The sequence below is a fragment of the Burkholderia sp. BCC1047 genome (assembly GCF_902833155.1).
In the GTDB taxonomy this organism is placed as follows: domain Bacteria; phylum Pseudomonadota; class Gammaproteobacteria; order Burkholderiales; family Burkholderiaceae; genus Burkholderia; species Burkholderia sola.
This window is the reverse complement of sequence record NZ_CADFEH010000024.1, coordinates 72,479-91,084: the sequence shown is the minus strand read 5'-3', so window position 1 is coordinate 91,084 and position 18,606 is coordinate 72,479. Positions and strand designations below refer to the sequence as shown.

At 70.3% G+C, this 18,606-nt stretch carries 17 protein-coding genes; 10 read left to right on the top strand and 7 right to left on the bottom strand.

Annotated elements, in window-relative coordinates; all coding sequences use genetic code 11:
* Positions 1-23 precede the first annotated feature (23 nt).
* On the bottom strand, positions 24-584 hold the full coding sequence (msrA, locus tag HWX55_RS23520) for a peptide-methionine (S)-S-oxide reductase MsrA (protein WP_050017027.1): 561 nt from the start codon (positions 582-584) through the stop codon (positions 24-26).
* Positions 585-1,175: 591 nt separating this feature from the next.
* On the opposite strand from msrA, the gene HWX55_RS23515 reads away from it, so the two are divergent.
* The 3 genes from HWX55_RS23515 (at position 1,176) to HWX55_RS23505 (ending at position 4,044) form a co-directional block, all read left to right on the top strand.
* Entirely contained in the window at positions 1,176-2,582 is a 1,407-nt protein-coding gene (locus HWX55_RS23515; protein WP_175977466.1) for a selenium-binding family protein, read from the top strand.
* Positions 2,579-3,244 (top strand): hypothetical protein, encoded by a 666-nt coding sequence (locus tag HWX55_RS23510; RefSeq protein WP_175977465.1) that lies wholly within the window; start codon positions 2,579-2,581, stop codon positions 3,242-3,244. Before HWX55_RS23515 ends, HWX55_RS23510 begins: the two co-directional genes overlap by 4 nt.
* Positions 3,245-3,531: 287 nt before the next feature.
* Complete coding sequence (locus HWX55_RS23505; RefSeq protein ID WP_175977464.1) at positions 3,532-4,044, top strand: flavin reductase family protein; 513 nt, start codon at positions 3,532-3,534, stop codon at positions 4,042-4,044.
* Here HWX55_RS23505 and HWX55_RS23500 read toward each other — a convergent pair.
* Entirely contained in the window at positions 4,031-4,531 is a 501-nt protein-coding gene (locus HWX55_RS23500; protein ID WP_006477992.1) for an Lrp/AsnC family transcriptional regulator, read from the bottom strand. The two genes, HWX55_RS23505 and HWX55_RS23500, sit on opposite strands and share 14 nt — an antisense overlap.
* A gap of 129 nt (positions 4,532-4,660) precedes the next feature.
* Here HWX55_RS23500 and kynB point away from each other — a divergent pair, with 129 nt between their 5' ends.
* The 3 genes from kynB (at position 4,661) to kynA (ending at position 7,609) form a co-directional block, all read left to right on the top strand.
* The gene (gene kynB / locus HWX55_RS23495) at positions 4,661-5,302 is read left to right on the top strand and encodes an arylformamidase (protein ID WP_175977463.1); all 642 of its coding nucleotides are present in this window, start codon (positions 4,661-4,663) and stop codon (positions 5,300-5,302) included.
* Positions 5,303-5,332: 30 nt separating this feature from the next.
* Positions 5,333-6,583, top strand: a complete 1,251-nt coding sequence (gene kynU / locus HWX55_RS23490) for a kynureninase (protein WP_124557329.1) — start codon at positions 5,333-5,335, stop codon at positions 6,581-6,583.
* A gap of 90 nt (positions 6,584-6,673) precedes the next feature.
* Positions 6,674-7,609, top strand: a complete 936-nt coding sequence (gene kynA / locus HWX55_RS23485; protein ID WP_175977497.1) for a tryptophan 2,3-dioxygenase — start codon at positions 6,674-6,676, stop codon at positions 7,607-7,609.
* A 21-nt stretch (positions 7,610-7,630) separates the two neighbouring features.
* Here the strand turns inward: kynA and HWX55_RS23480 are convergent, their stop codons facing one another.
* The 5 genes from HWX55_RS23480 to mdlC all read right to left on the bottom strand — a co-directional run bounded on the left by HWX55_RS23480 (position 7,631) and on the right by mdlC (position 13,348).
* Positions 7,631-9,037: an MFS transporter gene (locus HWX55_RS23480; RefSeq protein WP_175977462.1), complete on the bottom strand. Its 1,407-nt coding sequence runs from the start codon at positions 9,035-9,037 to the stop codon at positions 7,631-7,633.
* Positions 9,034-9,213: a hypothetical protein gene (locus HWX55_RS23475; RefSeq protein ID WP_175977461.1), complete on the bottom strand. Its 180-nt coding sequence runs from the start codon at positions 9,211-9,213 to the stop codon at positions 9,034-9,036. The genes HWX55_RS23480 and HWX55_RS23475 overlap by 4 nt, the downstream gene beginning before the upstream one ends.
* A gap of 87 nt (positions 9,214-9,300) precedes the next feature.
* Positions 9,301-10,245 (bottom strand): 2-dehydropantoate 2-reductase, encoded by a 945-nt coding sequence (locus HWX55_RS23470; protein ID WP_175977460.1) that lies wholly within the window; start codon positions 10,243-10,245, stop codon positions 9,301-9,303.
* Positions 10,246-10,259: 14 nt separating this feature from the next.
* Positions 10,260-11,711 carry an aldehyde dehydrogenase family protein gene (locus HWX55_RS23465; RefSeq protein WP_175977459.1) on the bottom strand — a complete coding sequence of 484 codons (1,452 nt, stop codon included), beginning with the start codon at positions 11,709-11,711 and terminating at the stop codon, positions 10,260-10,262.
* A gap of 29 nt (positions 11,712-11,740) precedes the next feature.
* Positions 11,741-13,348: a benzoylformate decarboxylase gene (gene mdlC, locus HWX55_RS23460; protein ID WP_175977458.1), complete on the bottom strand. Its 1,608-nt coding sequence runs from the start codon at positions 13,346-13,348 to the stop codon at positions 11,741-11,743.
* A 99-nt stretch (positions 13,349-13,447) separates the two neighbouring features.
* Between mdlC and HWX55_RS23455 the strand changes: the two genes are divergently transcribed.
* From HWX55_RS23455 to HWX55_RS23440, 4 genes are all read left to right on the top strand, one after another.
* On the top strand, positions 13,448-14,359 hold the full coding sequence (locus HWX55_RS23455) for a LysR family transcriptional regulator (protein ID WP_175977457.1): 912 nt from the start codon (positions 13,448-13,450) through the stop codon (positions 14,357-14,359).
* Positions 14,360-14,533: 174 nt separating this feature from the next.
* On the top strand, positions 14,534-15,928 hold the full coding sequence (gene dalD / locus HWX55_RS23450; protein ID WP_175977456.1) for a D-arabinitol 4-dehydrogenase: 1,395 nt from the start codon (positions 14,534-14,536) through the stop codon (positions 15,926-15,928).
* Positions 15,929-16,033: 105 nt separating this feature from the next.
* Positions 16,034-17,515 carry a xylulokinase gene (gene xylB, locus HWX55_RS23445; RefSeq protein WP_175977455.1) on the top strand — a complete coding sequence of 494 codons (1,482 nt, stop codon included), beginning with the start codon at positions 16,034-16,036 and terminating at the stop codon, positions 17,513-17,515.
* Between the two features lie 64 nt (positions 17,516-17,579).
* A complete protein-coding gene (locus HWX55_RS23440) occupies positions 17,580-18,605 on the top strand; it encodes a sugar-binding transcriptional regulator (protein ID WP_175977454.1) in 1,026 nt (341 codons plus the stop codon).
* Position 18,606: the final 1 nt, after the last annotated feature.

Sequence of the window (18,606 nt, the reverse complement as noted above, 5' to 3'; positions counted from 1 at the left end):
TCGCCGGCTTGCGCCGCCGTCGCTCAGGCGCCGCGCAGCGACTTCAGCCGGTGCGAGAACTTCTGCCGGAATTTCGCGAGCTTCGGCCCGATCACGACCGAGCAATAGCCCTGCCCCGGGTTCCGCGCGTAATAGTTCTGGTGATAGTCCTCGGCCGGCCAGTAGTTGCCGTCGAGCGGCACGACCTGCGTGACGATCGGCTGGCCGAACACCTGCTCGCGCTCGAGCTCGCGGATCACGTCGAGCGCCGTGTCGCGCTGCGCATCCGAATGCGTGAACACGACCGACCGGTACTGCGTGCCGACGTCGTTGCCCTGCCGGTTCAGCGTGGTCGGATCGTGCGTCGCGAAGAAGATCTCGAGGATCTCGCGATAGCCGATGCGCGCCGGATCGAACGTCACGTTGACGACTTCCGCGTGGCCCGTGTCGCCTTCGCAGATGTCGCGATAGCCCGGGTTGCGCGTATGGCCGCCCGCATAACCCGACTGGACGGCCGTCACGCCGTCGACGTCGAGAAACACGGCCTCCGTGCACCAGAAACACCCGCCTCCGAGCGTCGCGGTTTCAAGCATCTCGTTCCCCATGAAATCAGTCCCTCGTGGATGAAGGCAGCCGGCACGCCAGTACCGGCGCCATCGTTTCGCGTCGCCGCCGCCCGCCCGCGGTGCGGGACGCGGCGGCACTCCGGCAAGTATCTCACTCGCGCGCGAAACTGGCAGATCACGCAGGTGCCGCGCCCGACTCGCCTGCACGATTCTCGTCTACACTTAGGCACGCGCTAGCGCGGCGGCAAACCCGCCGTCACGCGCGCAGCGTTCGATGCATGCCCGACCCTGATGCAAACATCATCTGCCGGAACATCGCTATGCATGCCTTAACAGAATTCACCCGCGTCACCCGCCCGGTCGCTACCGCGTCGCGAGGCGCCGCTTCGGCTGCTTCATCACGTTGCCGCCCGTCCGCCCCGCCGCCGGTGCGGCGATCCGGCCTGTCACCGTCACCCGCTTTCCCCGCTTTCACGATCTGATGCACGGCGCCGCGCGTGGCACCGACACGTGCGTCCGTGCGTCGATCGCACCCGCCGGCACGATGCACGCCGCGCGGCCATCCCGACCCGCACGCCCGCAACGAACGGCCGTGCGTTCACGATCCCAACCCATCGAGGAGGCATCACCATGAGCATGCGGCCCGACCCGACGTTTCACGCTTCGCCCGAGCTTGCGATGCAGGCGCCGGCGGAAGAGTTTGCCTATACGTTGTTGCTGAGCCCCGATTTTTCCAGACCCGACGCGCTCGCCGTGATCGACGTGAAGCCCGGTTCGTCGACGTACGGCAAGATCGTTCATACGGTGACGATGCCGAACACCGGCGACGAGTTTCACCATTTCGGCTGGAATGCGTGCTCATCGTCGCTGTCGCCGCTCACCGGCCATGCGTTCCTCGAGCGCCGCTTCCTGATCATCCCCGGGCTGCGCTCGTCGCGCATCTACGTGATCGACACGAAGCCGCATCCGACGCAGGCGCGCATCCACAAGATCATCGAACCCGACGAGATCTTCGCGAAAACCGGCTATTCGCGGCCGCACACCGTGCATTGCGGCCCCGAGGGCATCTACGTGAGCACGCTCGGCGGCGCGGGCAAGGACGGCACCGACGGCGCGCCCGGCATCTTCATCATGGATTGCGAGACCTTCGACGTGCTCGGCCGCTGGGAGATCGACCGCGGCCCGCAGGACAAGCATTACGACTTCTGGTGGAACCTGCCGCGCGACTACATGGTGTCGAGCGAATGGGCGCTGCCGCCGCAATTCGAAAACGGGATCGTCCCCGAGGATCTGCTCGCGAACAAGTACGGGCACCGACTGCATTTCTGGGACCTGCGCGCGCGGCGCAACGTGCAGACGGTCGATCTCGGCGCGCAGCATCAGATGGCGCTCGAGGTACGGCCCGCGCACGACCCGGTGCGCGAATACGGATTCGTCGGCGTCGTGGTCGACACGACCAATCTCGAAGGCTCGATCTGGACCTGGTGGCGCGAAGGCGGTCAGTTCCATGTGAAGAAGACCGCGACGATCCCGGCCGAGCCGGCCGCGGCCGACGAGCTGCCGCCGCTGCTGCAAGGATTCGGCGCGGTGCCGCCGCTCGTGACCGACATCGACCTGTCGCTCGACGACCGCTTCCTGTACGTGTCGTGCTGGGGCACCGGCGAGATGCGCCAGTACGACGTGTCGGACCCGCACAACCCGGTGCTCGCCGGGTCGGTGCGCATCGGCGGCATCGCGCGCCGTGCGCCGCACTCGAACGGCCGCGCGTTCGCGGGCGGCCCGCAGATGGTCGAGATCAGCCGCGACGGCCGGCGCGTGTACTGGACCAACTCGCTCTATTCGACGTGGGACGACCAGTTCTATCCGGACGGCGTGCCGGCCGCGCAGGTGCTCGCGCACGCGGGGCCGGACGGCGGGCTGACGCTCGCCGACGACTACTGGGTCGACTTCCCCGACGGCTATCGCGCGCACCAGATCCGGCTCGAAGGCGGCGACTGCTCGACCGACTCGTTCTGCTATCCGTCGGTCAAGCGTTGAGCGCCGGCCTTCCCGCGCCGTTCGCGCTGTGGGCGGCCGTGCTCGCGAGCGGCGTCTATCACGGGCTCAACCCGGCGATGGGCTGGCCGCTCGCGGTGTCGAACGCGCTGATGACGCGCCGCGGCCGCGCCCTCGTCGCCGTGCTCGGCTATCTCGCGGTCGGTCATGCGCTGGCCGTCTTCGCGGTGATGCTGCCGTTCGGGCTGCTCGCGGCGCTGCTTGCGTGGCAGTCGGCGATCCGGATCGGCGCGAGCGCGCTGGTGATCGGCTTCGGCGCGGTGCTGCTGATCCGGCGCCGGCATCCGCGGGCGCTCGCGCGGATTCCGCCGGCGCGGCTCGGCCTGTGGTCGTTCGCGGTCGCGCTCGCGCACGGCGCGGGGCTGATGCTCGTGCCGATCTACCTCGGTCTGTGCGGGCTGGATCGCGATGCCGGCCACCGCGCGGCGGCAACGCTCGTCGATGCGCATCTCGGGATGGCGCTCGTCGTCGCGGCCGTGCATGCGGCCGCGATGATCGCCGCCGGCGGCGGGCTCGCGTGGCTCGTGTACCGCTATCTCGGGCTGAAGTTCGTGTCGCGGAGCTGGTTCAATCTCGATACGGTGTGGGCGTCGAGCCTGATCGTCACGGGGGCGTTGTCGCTCGGGCTGGCGGCGGCGCGATAGCGCGGGTAACGCGGGTCGCGTACCGGGCGGGGCAACATGGTCTCGGCTTGAACGGCCGCACCGTTGAAAAACGCGACAGAACGGCGATGCCGGCCGCGCGTCGCAGTGTTCGCTACGTCACCCTGCCGTCGCGATGCGCCGCCCGACCGGGCCCGGCGGCCCCGATTCCGCTAAAATCGGGCCATGCGCACCCGTTCCCCATCTACCGCCTTGTCGTCTTTCGTCCGCCGCGCCCGTCACGCCCGTGCCGAGTCGCGCCCGCCCGTCCCGTTCCGGATGGCTGCCCGATGACGAGCCACGCCAATCCGCCCGATTTCGACGCGGCCGCGTTCCGGCAAGCGCTCGGCCAGTTCGCGACGGGCGTGACGGTGATCACGACGCGCGCGCCGTCCGGCCAGCTGATCGGCATCACCGCCAGCTCGTTCAATTCGGTTTCGCTCGATCCGCCGCTCGTGCTGTGGAGCCTCGCGCACAAATCGGCGTCGACGCCCGTGTTCCGCGGCAACAGCCATTACGTGGTGAACGTGCTCGCGGCATCGCAGCTCGACCTGTGCAAGCGCTTTTCGACCTACAAGGGCGACCGCTTCGAAGGGATCGCGCATGCTGCCGGCAACTCCGGGATGCCCGTGCTCGACGGCGCGCTCGCATGGTTCGAATGCCACAACCGCAGCCGCTACGACGAAGGCGACCACGTGATCTTCGTCGGCGAAGTGGAACGCTGCGGCGTGCGCGCGGTATCGGACACGGCGCCACCGCTCGTGTTCCACGGCGGCGGCTTCCACGGCCTCACACCGCTTTGATCGCCCCCGTGCGCGCCAGCCCGACCGGCGCGCCCGCTTCGTCCTTCAGCGTCTGCAGCACGATGTTCGAACGGATGTCCATCACGCCCGGCGCCTTGTACAGGCGGTTCAGCACGAAATCCGAATAGTGCTTGAGGTTGTGCGCGAGCACGCGCAGCAGATAGTGGCTCTCGCCCGTCACGACGAACGCGCCGACCACCTCCGGCCATTCGCGCAGCGCTTCCGCGAAGCGCTCGTGCCATTGATTCTCTTCGTTGCGCATCGACACCTGCACGAACGCCTCGAGCTCGAAGCCGAGCTTCTCGCGGCTCAGGCACGCGCGATAGTGCTCGATCACGCCCTGCTCCTCGAGCAGGCGCATGCGGCGCAGGCAGGCGGATGGCGAAAGCGAGATGCGTTCGGCCAGGTCGAGATTGCTGATTCTGCCCTCCTCCTGCAATACCGCCAGAATCCGGCAGTCGGTGGCATCGAGCGTGATCGCGTGCATTTTTGGTCCCCGTTTTCCCTCTGAGTCGAATTATCTGCCAATCCGGCGGATTGTCCATGTTTATTTCGCAAGCACTTTCTGCGAGCGTCCACCTATCATTCGAAGCATCGATTCACGCTTCGTCATGCCATGGACACACTCTGGGACATTTCGCCGCCGGTCAGCCCCGCCACGCCCGTGTGGCCGGGCGATACGCCGGTTTCCGTCGAACGCGTGTGGCGGATGGAGGCCGGTTCGCCGGTCAACGTCGCGCGGCTGACGCTGTCGCCGCACACGGGCGCGCACTGCGACGCGCCGCTGCACTACGACGCCGACGGCGCGCCGATCGGCGCGGTGCCGCTCGACACCTATCTCGGCCCGTGCCGCGTGATCCATTGCATCGGCGCGTCGCCGGTCGTGCGGCCGGCCGATGTGGAAGCCGCGCTCGACGGCGTGCCGCCACGCGTGCTGTTGCGCACTTATGCGCGCGCCGCGGTCGAGCAATGGGACAGCGATTTCTGCGCGGTCGCCCCCGACACCGTCGACCTGCTCGCCGCGCACGGCGTGAAGCTGATCGGCATCGATACACCGTCGCTCGACCCGCAGGAATCGAAGACGATGGATGCGCATCGCCGCGTACGCGCGCACCGGATGGCGATCCTCGAAGGGATCGTGCTCGACGACGTGCCGACCGGCGACTACGAACTGATCGCGCTGCCGCTGAAATTCGCGACGCTCGACGCGAGCCCCGTGCGCGCGGTGCTGCGTGCGCTGCCCGCGCAGGCTTCCTGATTACCCGACCTACGACCCCACATCATGATGATCAAGACCCGTGAAGATGCGCTCGCGCTCGACCGCGACGACCCGCTGGCCCCGCTGCGCGACCAGTTCTCGCTGCCCGACGGCGTGATCTACCTCGACGGCAACTCGCTCGGCGCGCAGCCGCGCGCGTCGGCCGCCCGCGCACAGCAGGTGATCGGCGCCGAATGGGGCGAAGGCCTGATCCGCAGCTGGAACACGGCCGGCTGGTTCGCGCTGCCGCGCCGGCTCGGCGACAAGCTCGCGACGCTGATCGGCGGCGCGCCCGGCGAGACGGTCGTCACCGACACCATCTCGATCAACCTGTTCAAGCTGCTGTCCGCGATGCTGCGCCACCAGGCCGAGCGCGCGCCCGAGCGCCGCGTGATCGTGTCGGAGCGCTCGAACTTCCCGACCGACCTGTATATCGCGCAAGGTTTGATCGAGCAGCTCGGCGGCAACTACGAACTGCGCCTGATCGACGATCCGGCCGACCTGCCCGGCGCGCTCGGCGCGGACACGGCCGTCGCGATGATCACGCACGTGAACTACCGCACCGGCTACATGCACGACATGCCGGCCGTCACGCAGCTCGTGCACGACGCGGGCGCGCTGATGTTGTGGGATCTCGCGCACTCGGCCGGCGCGGTGCCGGTCGACCTGAACGGCGCGCGTGCGGACGGCGCGGTCGGCTGCACGTACAAGTACCTGAACGGCGGCCCCGGCTCGCCCGCATTCGTGTGGGTGCCGCAACGCCATCTCGCGCATTTCTCGCAGCCGCTGTCGGGCTGGTGGGGCCACCGCGCGCCGTTCGCGATGCAGCCGGGCTTCGCGCCCGACCCAGGCATCGCGCGCTTCCTGTGCGGCACGCAGCCGATCGTGTCGATGTCGATGGTCGAATGCGGGCTCGACGTGTTCCTGCAGACCGACATGCAGACCATCCGCCGCAAGTCGCTCGCGCTGACCGACGCGTTCATCGCGCTCGTCGAGGAACGCTGCGCGGGCCTGTCGCTGAAGCTCGTCACGCCGCGCGCGCATCACCAGCGCGGCTCGCAGGCGAGCTTCGAGCATCCGCACGGCTACGAAGTGATGCAGGCGCTGATCGCGCGCGGCGTGATCGGCGACTACCGCGAGCCGTACGTGCTGCGCTTCGGCTTCACGCCGCTCTATACGCGCTTCGCCGACGTATGGGATGCGGTCGAGACGCTGCGCGACATCCTCGCCACCGACGCGTGGAAGGCGCCCGAGTTCGCCGAACGCGGCGCGGTGACCTGACCGGTGTTGCGTGGCGCGCCGCCGCCGCATGCGCAGCGCGCGTCACGCGTTCGTCATTCAAATCTGGAGAAAGTCGTGAATTCTGGTCATATGCAGCCGCCCGGCGGCGACGCGCCGGCAGGCTGCCCGTTCTCGGGCACACGCGCCGCACAACCGGCGCAAGCCGCGCACGAGGCCCCGCACGTGCCGGGCGAGGCCGACGCTCAAGCCGGCTGGCACGACGCGCAGCTCGATTTCTCGAAGTCGATGAGCTATGGCGACTACCTGTCGCTGAATTCGATCCTCGACGCGCAGCATCCGCTGTCGCCCGATCACAACGAGATGCTGTTCATCATCCAGCATCAGACGAGCGAACTGTGGATGAAGCTCGCGCTGTTCGAGCTGCGCGGCGCGCTCGACGCGGTGCGCACCGACGCGCTGCCGCCCGCGTTCAAGATGCTCGCGCGCGTGTCGCGCATCCTCGAGCAACTGGTGCAGGCGTGGAACGTGCTGTCGACGATGACGCCGTCCGAGTATTCGGCGATGCGGCCGTATCTCGGCCAGTCGTCGGGCTTCCAGTCGTACCAGTATCGCCAGCTCGAATTCCTGCTCGGCAACAAGAACGCGCAGATGCTGCAGCCGCATGCGCACCGGGCCGACATCCTGGAACAGGTGCGCGCGACGCTCGAAGCGCCGTCGTTCTACGACGAGGTCGTGCGCCTGCTCGCGCGGCGCGGGTTCCCGATCGCGCCGGAGCGGCTCGAGCGCGACTGGACCCAGCCGATGCGGCACGACGAGACGGTCGAGGCCGCGTGGCTCGAGGTCTACCGTCATCCGCAGCAGCACTGGGAACTGTACGAGATGGCCGAGGAACTCGTCGATCTCGAGGATGCGTTCCGCCAGTGGCGCTTCCGTCACGTGACGACGGTCGAACGCATCATCGGCTTCAAGCAGGGCACCGGCGGCACGAGCGGCGCGCCTTACCTGCGCAAGATGCTCGACGTCGTGCTGTTCCCCGAGCTCTGGCACGTGCGCACCACGCTGTAACGCACGCGATGCGTCCGCACGTCACGACGACGTGCGGGCGAGTTCGTCCCCTTCGCGCAGCTGCGTTTGCGCGCGCGACAGCCGCGGAATGTGCCGCCGCACCACGAGCAGCGCGACGCACACCACGCCCATCGCAACGGCCAGCATCGTCAGATATGCGCCCGCGCCGCCCGCCGTGATCACGAGCGCGCCCGCGAACGCGCTCAGGATCGCGCCGAGCCGGCCGAACGCGAGCGCGCTCGCGGTCCCCGTCGCGCGCACGGCCGTCGGGTAGATGTACGCGCACAGCGCATACATCGTCGACTGCACCGCATTGACGAACAGCCCGTGCAGGCCGAGCCCGACGATCAGCCAGTTCGTATGGCGGCTCGCGTCGACGCCCATCAGCCACACCGCGCTCGCCGCGCCGCCGATGCTGCACAGCGCGAGCGGCCAGCGCGACCCCGCATGCGCGATCGCCCACGCGCACAACAGCGCGCCGATCACGCCGCCGAGGTTGTACGCGGTGAGTCCCGAGCCCGCGACCGACACGCTCAACCCGCTCGCCGCGAGCATCGTCGGCAGCCAGCTGAATGCCGCATACACGGCGAGCAGGCACATGAAGAACGCGCACCACAGCGCGATCGTGTCGCGCGCCTGCCCGCTCGCGAACAGCGCGCCGAAGCCGCCGCGGCCGCCCGGCGCGCGGGCGTCCCTCGTATCGGTGAACACGGTGCCCGGCGCGACCGGCCGCTGCATCCGCGCCAGCAGCGCGCCGAGTTCCGGCCAGCGTGCGGGGCGCCGCGCCAGATAGCGCGGCGATTCGGGCAACGCGCGCACGAGCACGAAGCCGAGCACGAGCGGCAACGCGCCACCCGCGAAGAACAGCCCGCGCCAGCCGTAGCGCGGCAGCACCTCGTGCGCGAACAGGCCGGCCAGCATCCCGCCGAGCGGCACGCAGACGATCGTCGCGGTCACCATCATCGTGCGGCGCCGCGCGGGCGTGTATTCGGCGGTCATCGTCGTGGCCGTCGGCAGCGCGCCGCCGATCCCGAGCCCCGCGCAAAAGCGCAGCATCGCGATCGTCGCGACGTCGGGCGCGAACCCGATCGCGCAGGTCGCGATGCCGAACAGGAACACGCTGCCGATCACGGCCTGGCGGCGACCGAAGCGGTCCGCGACGATCCCCGCGCACGCGCTGCCGATCCCCATTCCGATCAGCCCCGCCGCGACGGCCGGCGCGAACGCGCCGCGCGTGATGCCCCATTCGCGGATCAGCACCGGAATCGCGAAACCGATCAACTGGCCGTCGAAACCGTCGAGCACGATCGCGAGCGCGGCGAGCAGCACCACGCCGCGCTGCATCGGCGTGAACGGCCCGTCGTCGAGCGTCGTACCGATGTCGACCGACGGCGGCAGCCGTCCATTCAGTGCGTCGGGCGCGCTCATGCGGCCTCCCGGACGCCGCGCGCCGGCGGCAAGATGCGCGAACGGCGCGCGGCAAGACAACGGCATTCGATGGTTTTCATCGCGTCTCCTGTTGTCCGGGCTGGCGCGCGCACGCGTGCCCGGATCTCATGCTGTGCATCGGTCGACCGGCGCCCATCGAGCGGCGTCGGCGTCATGTCCCATCCTTCACGATCCAGCGCCGTCGCCTCGCGTGCACGGCATCCGTATCGTCATGCGGCGCCAGCCGGCCGCCGGCCTGTTGCTCAGTTCGTCCGCGCGTCGATCAACCGGACCAGCGCAAGCAGCGTCTCCGCATGCGGCACCGCGACGCCGGTTTCGCGTGCGGCCGCGACGACCTTGCCGCTGATCGCATCGATTTCGGTGCGGCGCCCCGCGAGCACGTCCTGCAGCATCGACGGGCGATGGCCGCGATGGTCGCGGATCGCATGCTCGACGTTGCGCGCGATGCGCTCGCCATCGACCGCGATGCCCTTCGCGCGCGCGACGGCGGCCGTCTCCGCCGCGATCGCGAGCGCGAGCCGCGGCCCGTCGTGATGATGGCCGAGCTGGTCGACGGTGCAGCCCGTCGCCGCGCACAGCGTGTTGAGCGCCGCGTTGAACGCGACCTTCTCCCAGATCGCGGCCCACACGTCGGCGTCGAGCGTGCACGCGAGCCCCGCGCGCGACAGCGCGTCGGCCACCGCCGCCGCGAACGGGCGCGCCGCGCCGTCGGCCGTCATCATGCGGATCGTGCCGGCGCCGTGCGAGCGCACGTGCGCGGGCCCGGCCGCATCGGCCGGCCACGTCGTCACGCCGACCAGGATGCGCTCCAGCGGCACGAACGCATTCAGCGTCTCGACGTTGCCGAGCCCGTTCTGCAGCGTCAGCACGAACGTGTCCGACGTCAGCAGCGCGCGCACACCGTCGAGCGCCGCGCGCGTGTGCAGCGATTTCGTGAAAACGATCAGCAGGTCGAACGGTGTGTCGGGCGCGCCGGCCGCGGCCGCATTCGCGGCTTCCGGCCGCACGGCCTGCAGCGTGCGAATGCGCCGTTCGCCGCGATCGTCGTCGATGCGCAGCCCGTCGCGGCGGATTGCATCGAGATGCGCATCGTTCACGTCGATCAGCGTGACGGCTTCGCCGCTTTCGGCGAGCCGCCCGCCGAACAGCGAGCCCATCGCGCCCGCTCCCAGAATCGCGATTCTCATCGTCGGCGGCCTCGTCAGAACGGATAGTGGCGCGGGGCCGTCTGCACGGTGATCCAGCGCAGGTCGGTGAACGCGGCGATGCCGGCGTTGCCGCCGAAGTGGCCGAAGCCGCTGTCCTTCACGCCGCCGAACGGCATCTGCGCCTCGTCGTGCACGGTCGGGCCGTTCACGTGACAGATGCCCGATTCGATGCGCGCCGCGACGCGCAGCGCCCGCGCGACGTCGCGGCTGAACACGGCCGACGCCAGCCCGAACGCGTTGTCGTTCGCGCAGCGGATCGCGGCCTCCTCGCCGTCGACGCGCACGATCCCCTTCACCGGGCCGAACGATTCTTCCGCGTAGACGCGCATCGCCGGCGTCACATGGTCGAGCAGCGTCGCCGGAAACAGCGTGCTGTCCGCCTTGCCGCCGCACAGCAGCGTCGCGCCGTGCGCGAGCGCATCGTCGATCAGCGCGTTGCAGCGCTCGACGGCCTTCGTGTCGATCAGCGAACCAAGCACGACCGGCCCGTGGCGCGGGTCGCCGAGCGGCAGCGACGCGGCCTTGTCGGCGAGCTTCGCGACGAACGCATCGGCGATCGACGCGTCGACGACGATGCGCTCGGTCGACATGCAGATCTGCCCGGAATTCGCGAATGCGCCGAAGGCGGCCGCGGCGACCGCCGCGTCGAGATCGGCATCGTCGAGCACGACGAACGGCGCCTTGCCGCCAAGCTCCAGCACCGACGGCTTCAGGTGGCGCGCGCACGCTTCGGCGACGATCCGCCCGACCCGCGTCGAGCCGGTGAAATTCACGCGGCGCACGGCCGGGTGCGCGATCAGCGCGTCGACGACGGCGCCCGCGTCGTCGGGCGCGTTCGTCACGAAGTTGACGACGCCCGGCGGCAGCCCGGCCTCCTGCAGCGCCTCGACGACCAGCCCGTGCGTGACGGGGCACAGCTCCGAGCCTTTCAGCACGATCGTGTTGCCGCAGGCGAGCGGCAGCGCGAGCGCGCGCGTCGCGAGAATCACCGGCGCATTCCACGGCGCGATGCCGAGCACGACGCCGGCCGGCTGCCGCACGCCCATCGCAAGCGAGCCCGGCACGTCGGACGGAATCAGCTCGCCGCCGACCTGCGTGGTCAGCGACGCGGCCTCGACGAGCCCGCTCGCCGCGAGCTGCACGTTGAAGCCGGCCCACAGCGCGGATGCGCCCGTTTCGGCCGCCATCGCGACGACGAACTGCTCGTGCTTCGCTTCGAGCGCGGCGGCCGCCTTCAGCAGCAACGCGCGCCGCGCGCCGGGGCCGAGCGCGGCCCAGCCGGGAAACGCGCGGGCAGCCGCGTCGGCCGCCGCGCGCGCATCGTCGACGGTGCCCGCGGGCGCGGCCGACGCGATTTCGCCGTCGAGCGGGTTACGGCGCACGAAGGTCGCGCCGCTGGACGAGTGGCGGCGTTCGCCGCCGATCAGCATCGCTACGGTTTGCATGGAATCTCCGGAAAGACGCGCGTGGCGCATCAGGCAATCTCGACGTCGACGACGACCGGCGTCGCCGCACGCAGCGCATCGGTCAGCGTGTCGCGCAGGCGTGCGGCATCGGTCACGCGCATGCCACGGCAGCCCATCCCTTGCGCGAGCGCGACGAAATCCAGGTCGGGCAGATCGGTGCCCTGCACGGGGTCGTCTGGGCCGAAGCCGAACACCGGCGCGAATTCCTGCAGCGCTGCATAACGCCGGTTGTTCAGGATCACGAACGTGATCGGCAGCTTCAGTTGCGCGGCGCTCCACAGCGCCTGGATCGAATACAGGCTCGAGCCGTCGCCGATCAGCCCGATCACGCGCCGGCCCGGCTGCGCGAGCGCGACGCCGACGGCGGCCGGCATCCCGTAGCCGAGCCCGCCGCTGTCCATCGTGTAGAACGTGCCGCTGCGCGTGAACGGCAGATGTTCCTGCATCACCGGCCGTGCGCTCGGCGCCTCCTCGACGACGATGTCCTGTGCGTCGCGCACGTCGGCGAGCGTCTGCAGCGCGAACGCGACCGACATGCGCTCGCCGGCGGCGGGCGCGTCGACACGGACACGCGCCGCGCGCGGCGCGGGCATCGGCCGCTCGGGCGGCGCGGGCCGCGCCAGCAGCTCGCGCGCCGCGAGCCGCAAGTTGCCGACGACCGCATCGCCCGACGGCGTCCACGCGGCGACGCCCGGATCGTCGACGAGCTGCACGAGCGTCGCGCCCGGCGGCACGTGCGGGCCGAAGCCCTCGATGTGATAGGTGAACGCGGGCGCGCCGAACGCGAACACGAGATCGTGCCCGTCGAGCCGCGCGACGATCTTCTCGCGGATCGCGGGCAGGAAGCCGGCGAACAGCGGATGGTCCTCCGGAAAGCTGCAGCGCCCGGACATCGGCGCGACGTACACGCGCGCGCGGTGCCGCTCGGCGAGCCGCACGACGTCGTCCCACGCGCCCGCGCGATCGACGGCCGCGCCGACCACGAACGCCGGACGCCGCGCGGCGTCGAGCGCGTCGCCGAGCCGCGCGAGCGCGTCGGGATCGGGCCGCACGACGCTGCTGACGTCGCGGCGCGGCAGCAACTCGGCCCACTGGTCCCAGTCGTCGACGGGGATCGACACGAACACGGGGCCGCGCGGCTCCTGCATCGCGATCCGGTACGCCCGCGCGATCGCAGCCGGCACGTCCTGCGCGCGCGCCGGCTCGATGCTCCATTTCACGTACGGCTTCGGCAGCTCGGCGGCCTGCGTCGCGCCGAGGAACGGATCGAACGGCAGAATCGCGCGCGCCTGCTGGCCCGCGGTGACGATCAGCGGCGTGCGGTTCTTGAATGCGGTGAACAGATTGCCCATCGCGTTGCCGACGCCGGCCGCCGAATGCAGGTTCACGACGGCTGCATTGCCGGTGGCCTGCGCATGACCGTCGGCCATCCCGACCACGACGGCCTCCTGTAGGCCGAGCACGTAGCGGAAATCGTCGGGGAAATCGCGGAACATCGGCAGCTCGGTCGAGCCGGGATTGCCGAACACGCGGTCGATGCCGAACTGGCGAAACAGGTCGATGACGGCGTCGCGGACGGTGATCGGTGCGGCGGGTTGGGACGGGGTGCCGGACATACTCGGGCGTCTCCTCGATGGCTTGGCGGTTTCCACAGTATCGAAGCGCAAGCCATTCGCGGATACTGTATTTTCTGCGAAAAGCCATTACGTCCCCGCATGACTTTCGATCTCCGTCAATTGCGCGCGTTCACGACGATCGTCGCGTGCGGCAGCCTCGGCCGTGCGGCCGACGCGCTGCATGTCACGCAGCCGGCGCTGAGCCGGATCCTGAAGCGGCTCGAGGAGCAGGTCGGCGCGCCGCTGTTCGAACGCCATTCGAAGGGCGTGCAGCTCACCGCGTTCGGCGAAGCGTTGCTGCCGCACGCGACGCTGCTGCAGCACGAGGCCGAGCATGCGCGCGAGGAACTGGACGCGATGCGCGGGTTCGCGAAGGGCACGATCAAGGTCGGCACGGTGGGCAGCATCGCGAGCCTCGTGCTGCCGGTCGCGGTCGGTCGCGTGCTCGACCGCTGGCCGAACCTGCGCGTCGAAATCATCGAGGGCGTGTGGGACCGGCTCGCGGAAGGGCTGATCAAGCACGAGATCGACCTCGCGCTGTCCGCGCACGGGCCCGATACCGACGAGATCGTCGCGATTCCCGAATGCCGCTGGGAAGATCGCAGCCATATCGTTGCGGCGCCGCACCATCCGCTGCGCGCGCTCGGCCGCGCACCGACGCTCGCCGATACGCTGCACGCGCGCTGGGCGATTCCGCCGCGCGGCACCGCGCCGTTCGACCACATGCGCGCGACCTTCGACGCGCACGGGCTGCCGTTGCCCGACATCGCGGTCGAGACGCGTTCGGTCACGACGCTGAAAAGCCTGGTCGCGCATGCGGGATTCCTCTGCTGGATGGCCGAGCCGATGTACGGCGCCGAACGGCGCGCCGGCACGATCGACACGCTGCCGGTGCACGAAGTCGTCGCGGTGCGCACGCTCACCGCGTTCCGGCGCCGCCACGGGATCCTGCCGGGGCCGGCCGGCAAGCTGCTCGACGAACTCATCGCCCTCACGCGCGAAGGGCACTGACGCCTTTTTCCGCCGGCGCCGCCCCACTCGCCCTGCCCCGTACGCCACCGCAGCGCACCATCGAAATGCCGTATCCGCGCCTTGACTTTCGCTCGCCCGAATACGATCATTCGCTCACACAAAGAGCAAATGATCGTATTCGACACGATAGAAGGCAGGAACAGGAGACACCCGATGAGCGAATCGCCCGCCGCCCACGCGCCCGTGCTGCTGCACATCGGCGCGGGCTCGTTTCACCGCGCGCACCAGGCGTGGTATCTGCATCGCGTGAACGCGGCCGTGCCGGCCGACGAACGCTGGTCGCTGACCATCGGCAACATCCGCGACGACATGCGCGCGACGATGGACGCGCTGGCCGCCCAGCACGGCGCGTACACGCTCGAAACCGTCACGCCGCAAGGCGAGCGCGCGTACGAGACGATCCGTGCGATCACGCGCGTGCTGCCGTGGTCGATCGACCTCACCGCGCTGATCGACGCGGGCGCCGATCCGGCGTGCCGGATCGTGTCGTTCACGGTCACCGAAGGCGGCTACTACCTCGACGAACACAACCGGCTCGACGTCGCGAACGCCGATCTCGCCGCCGACCTGCAGGGCGCGCGCACGACGCTGTACGGCGCGCTCGCGGCGCTGCTCGCCGAACGTGTGAAGCGCGGCGCGGGCCCACTCACGCTGCAAAGCTGCGACAACCTGCGCAACAACGGCGCACGCTTTCGCGCGGGGATGCGCGAATTCCTCGAACGGCGCGGCGAAGGCGGCCTGCTCGCGTGGTTCGATGCGCACGTCGCGACGCCGAGCGCGATGGTCGACCGCATCACGCCGCGCCCGACCGCCGACGTGCGCGAGCGCGTGCGGGCGGCCACCGGCATCGACGACGCGTGCCCGGTGATGGGCGAATCGTTCATCCAGTGGGTGATCGAGGACCGCTTCGCGGCCGGCCGGCCGCGCTGGGAACTGGCCGGCGCGGAACTCGTCGACGACGTGCATCCGTACGAGGAAGCGAAGATCCGCATCCTCAACGCGACGCACAGCTGCATCGCGTGGGCCGGCACGCTCGCGGGCTACACCTACATCCACGAAGGCACGCACGACGCGGCGATCCGCCGCTTCGCGCACGACTACGTGACGCAGGACGTGATCCCGTGCCTCACGCCGAGCCCGCTCGATCTCGCGCGCTACCGCGACGTCGTGCTGGAGCGCTTCGGCAACCCGTACGTGCTCGACACGAACCAGCGCGTCGCGGCCGACGGCTTCTCGAAGATTCCCGGCTTCATCGCGCCGACGCTCGTCGAATCGTTCGCGCGCGGCGCCGCGCCGGTCGCCACCGCCGTGCTGCCCGCGCTGTTCCTGCGCTTTCTCGAACGCTGGGCGCGCGGCACGCTGCCCTATGCGTACCAGGACGGCGTGATGGACGACAGCAGCGCACGCGCGATCGTCGACGCCGACGACCCGGTCGTCGCGCTGTGCGCCAACCGCGCGCTGTGGGGCTCGCTCGCCGGCAACGCGGCGCTGTTCGAGGCGCTGCGCGCCGGGCTCGCGCGCGTCGACGCGTGGCTCGCCGCGGGTTGACGACGCGCGCGCCGGCGCCCGGCCACGCAGCCGGGCGAACCCGCTTGGCACAGGCCGTGCGGCACGGCTAAAGTAGCGGCTCCTCACCGACCGAACGGATCGCTCATGTATCTCGGCATCGACCTCGGCACCTCGGAAGTGAAGGTGCTGCTGCTGGCCCCGGACGGCACGGTGGTCGGCACCGCGGGCTCGCCGTTCACCGTGTCGCGCCCGCACCCGCGCTGGGCGGAGCAGCATCCGGACGACTGGTGGCAAGGCACGCTCGCCGCGCTCGCGGCGCTGCGTGAACGGCATCCCCACGCTTTCGCGCAGGTGCGCGGCATCGGCCTGTCGGGCCAGATGCACGGCGCGGTGCTGCTCGGCCGCGACGACCGCGTGCTGCGCCCCGCGATCCTGTGGAACGACATGCGCAGCGCCGACGAATGCGCGCTGCTCACCGAACGCGCGCCCGACCTCCACGCGCTAGCCGGCAACCTCGCGATGCCCGGCTTCACCGCGCCGAAGCTGCTGTGGGTCGCGAAGCACGAACCCGACGTGTTCGCGGCCACCGCGTGCGTGCTGATGCCGAAGGATTACCTGCGATTCCGGCTGACCGGCGCGAAAGTGTCCGATCCGTCCGACGCGGCCGGCACGCTGTGGCTCGACGTCGCGCGCCGCGACTGGTCCGATGCGCTGCTCGCCGCGTGCGGGATGACGCGCGAGCAGATGCCGCGCATCGTCGAGGGCAACGCGCCGTCCGGCACGCTGCGCGCGGACGTCGCACGCGAGCTGGGGCTGTCGGAGGCCGTGCTGGTCGCGGGCGGCGGCGGCGACAACGCGACGAGCGCGCTCGGCATCGGCGCGATCCACGCGGGCGACGGCTTCGTGTCGCTCGGCACGTCCGGCGTGCTGAGCGTGGTCGGCGATCGCTTCATGCCGAATCCCGCATCGGCCGTGCATGCGTTCTGCCATGCGATTCCCGATCGCTGGCAACTGATGAGCGTCGTGCTGTCGGCCGCGAGCTGCCTGCGCTGGGTCTGCAAGCTGACCGGCACCGACGAACCCGCGCTGCTCGCCGAAGTCGAGGCGCTCGATCCCGACGCGCTCGCGGCGGCGCCGCTGTTCCTGCCCTACCTGTCCGGCGAACGCACGCCGCACAACGATCCATACGCGCAGGGCGTGTTCTTCGGGATGACGCATGCGACCGAGCGCGCGCACTTGGGCTACGCGGTGCTCGAAGGCGTGACGCTCGGCCTCGCCGACGGCCTCGACGCGCTGCACGCGGCCGGCGTCGAAACCGACCAGCTGTCGCTGATCGGCGGCGGTGCGCGCAGCGCGTTCTGGGCGCAACTGATCGCGGACGCGCTGAACGTGCGCACGCAGCAGATCGGCGGCGGCGAAACGGGCGCGGCGCTCGGCGCGGCGCGGCTCGGCTGGCTGGCCGTCGGCGGCGACGCGCATACGGTGCTGACCAAGCCGCCGGTGCGCGCCGAATACGCGCCGGACGCCGCTCGCCATGCGCGGCTGCGCGAACGCCTCGATGCGTTCCGCACGCTGTACCGTCACGTGCGGCCGCTGTACGAACCGTCGCGCGCGCGGCTCGCGTAGACGCGCCCCGTCGCGCGGCCGGCCGCCGGCCGTGCGCGCGACATGCGTTACAGTGGATGCCGTCATGCGGCCCGCCGGCCGGCCCGCCGGCCGGCCCGCGGGGCGGCCCCCCGATCCGAACCGAATCGCTATCGTGTCCAAGTCTTCAGAAAAACTCGATCTCGCCACGCGCGCCGCGTGGCTCTATTACGTCGCGGGCGACACGCAGAACGAAATCGCCGAAAAGCTGCAGGTGTCGCGCCCCGTCGCGCAGCGCCTCGTCGCGTTCGCGGTCGAGAAGAACCTGATCCGCGTGCGCGTCGACCATCGGCTCGCCGACTGTCTCGACCTCGGCGCGCAGTTGTCGAAACGCTACGGCCTCGCGATGTGCGAAGTCGTGCCCGTCGACGCCGATGCGCCCGACGCGATCGACCGCAAGCTCGCGGTCGCCGGCGCGCAGGTGATGGGGCGCTACCTGAACGAAACGCGGCCGATGGTGATCGCGGTCAGCAGCGGCCGCACGCTGAAGGCCGCGGTCGCGCAGATCGCGCAGATCGACCGCCCGCAGCACCGGCTCGTGTCGATGGTCGGCGCGATCGCGGCCGACGGTTCGTCGAACCGCTACGACGTCGCGCAGTACATCTCCGAGAAAACCGGCAGCAAGCATTTCCTGCTGCCCGCGCCGCTGTTCGCCGACAGCGACGCCGAACGCGCGCAGTGGTGCAACCACCGGCTGTACCGGATCGTCGAGGCGCTGTCGGGCGAGGCGGACGTCGCGTTCGTCGGGATCGGCAACATCGGCCCGCACTGCCCGCTCTACGAAGACGGCTTCATCACCGAACAGGAGCGCGACGAGATGACCGCGCTCGGCGCGGTGGCCGAACTGCTCGGCGTGCCGATCGACGCGCAGGGTACGCAGATCACCGTGTCGACGAGCGCGCGCGTGACCAGCGTCGCGCTCGCCACGCCGCCGAAGCTGCCGACGATCGCGTTCGCCGGCGGCCCGAAGAAACACGACGCGGTGATTGCCGCGCTGCGCGGCGGCTGGCTGTCGGGGCTCGTCACCGACGAAGCGTGCGCGCGCGCCGCGCTCGCCGCGAAGGCGGCCTGAC

Bases quoted from the DNA above. Each gene is read 5' to 3' on its own strand.
- HWX55_RS23500 (WP_006477992.1), bottom strand. From the start codon at position 4,531: ATGCACGCGATCACGCTCGATGCCACCGACTGCCGGATTCTGGCGGTA.
- HWX55_RS23480 (WP_175977462.1), bottom strand. From the start codon at position 9,037: ATGAGCGCGCCCGACGCACTGAATGGACGGCTGCCGCCGTCGGTCGAC.
- kynB (WP_175977463.1), top strand. From the start codon at position 4,661: ATGGACACACTCTGGGACATTTCGCCGCCGGTCAGCCCCGCCACGCCC.
- xylB (WP_175977455.1), top strand. From the start codon at position 16,034: ATGTATCTCGGCATCGACCTCGGCACCTCGGAAGTGAAGGTGCTGCTG.
- msrA (WP_050017027.1), bottom strand. From the start codon at position 584: ATGGGGAACGAGATGCTTGAAACCGCGACGCTCGGAGGCGGGTGTTTC.
- HWX55_RS23455 (WP_175977457.1), top strand. From the start codon at position 13,448: ATGACTTTCGATCTCCGTCAATTGCGCGCGTTCACGACGATCGTCGCG.
- dalD (WP_175977456.1), top strand. From the start codon at position 14,534: ATGAGCGAATCGCCCGCCGCCCACGCGCCCGTGCTGCTGCACATCGGC.
- HWX55_RS23475 (WP_175977461.1), bottom strand. From the start codon at position 9,213: ATGACGCCGACGCCGCTCGATGGGCGCCGGTCGACCGATGCACAGCAT.
- HWX55_RS23465 (WP_175977459.1), bottom strand. From the start codon at position 11,711: ATGCAAACCGTAGCGATGCTGATCGGCGGCGAACGCCGCCACTCGTCC.
- HWX55_RS23515 (WP_175977466.1), top strand. From the start codon at position 1,176: ATGAGCATGCGGCCCGACCCGACGTTTCACGCTTCGCCCGAGCTTGCG.
- HWX55_RS23505 (WP_175977464.1), top strand. From the start codon at position 3,532: ATGACGAGCCACGCCAATCCGCCCGATTTCGACGCGGCCGCGTTCCGG.
- HWX55_RS23470 (WP_175977460.1), bottom strand. From the start codon at position 10,245: ATGAGAATCGCGATTCTGGGAGCGGGCGCGATGGGCTCGCTGTTCGGC.
- mdlC (WP_175977458.1), bottom strand. From the start codon at position 13,348: ATGTCCGGCACCCCGTCCCAACCCGCCGCACCGATCACCGTCCGCGAC.
- kynA (WP_175977497.1), top strand. From the start codon at position 6,674: ATGCAGCCGCCCGGCGGCGACGCGCCGGCAGGCTGCCCGTTCTCGGGC.
- HWX55_RS23440 (WP_175977454.1), top strand. From the start codon at position 17,580: ATGCGGCCCGCCGGCCGGCCCGCCGGCCGGCCCGCGGGGCGGCCCCCC.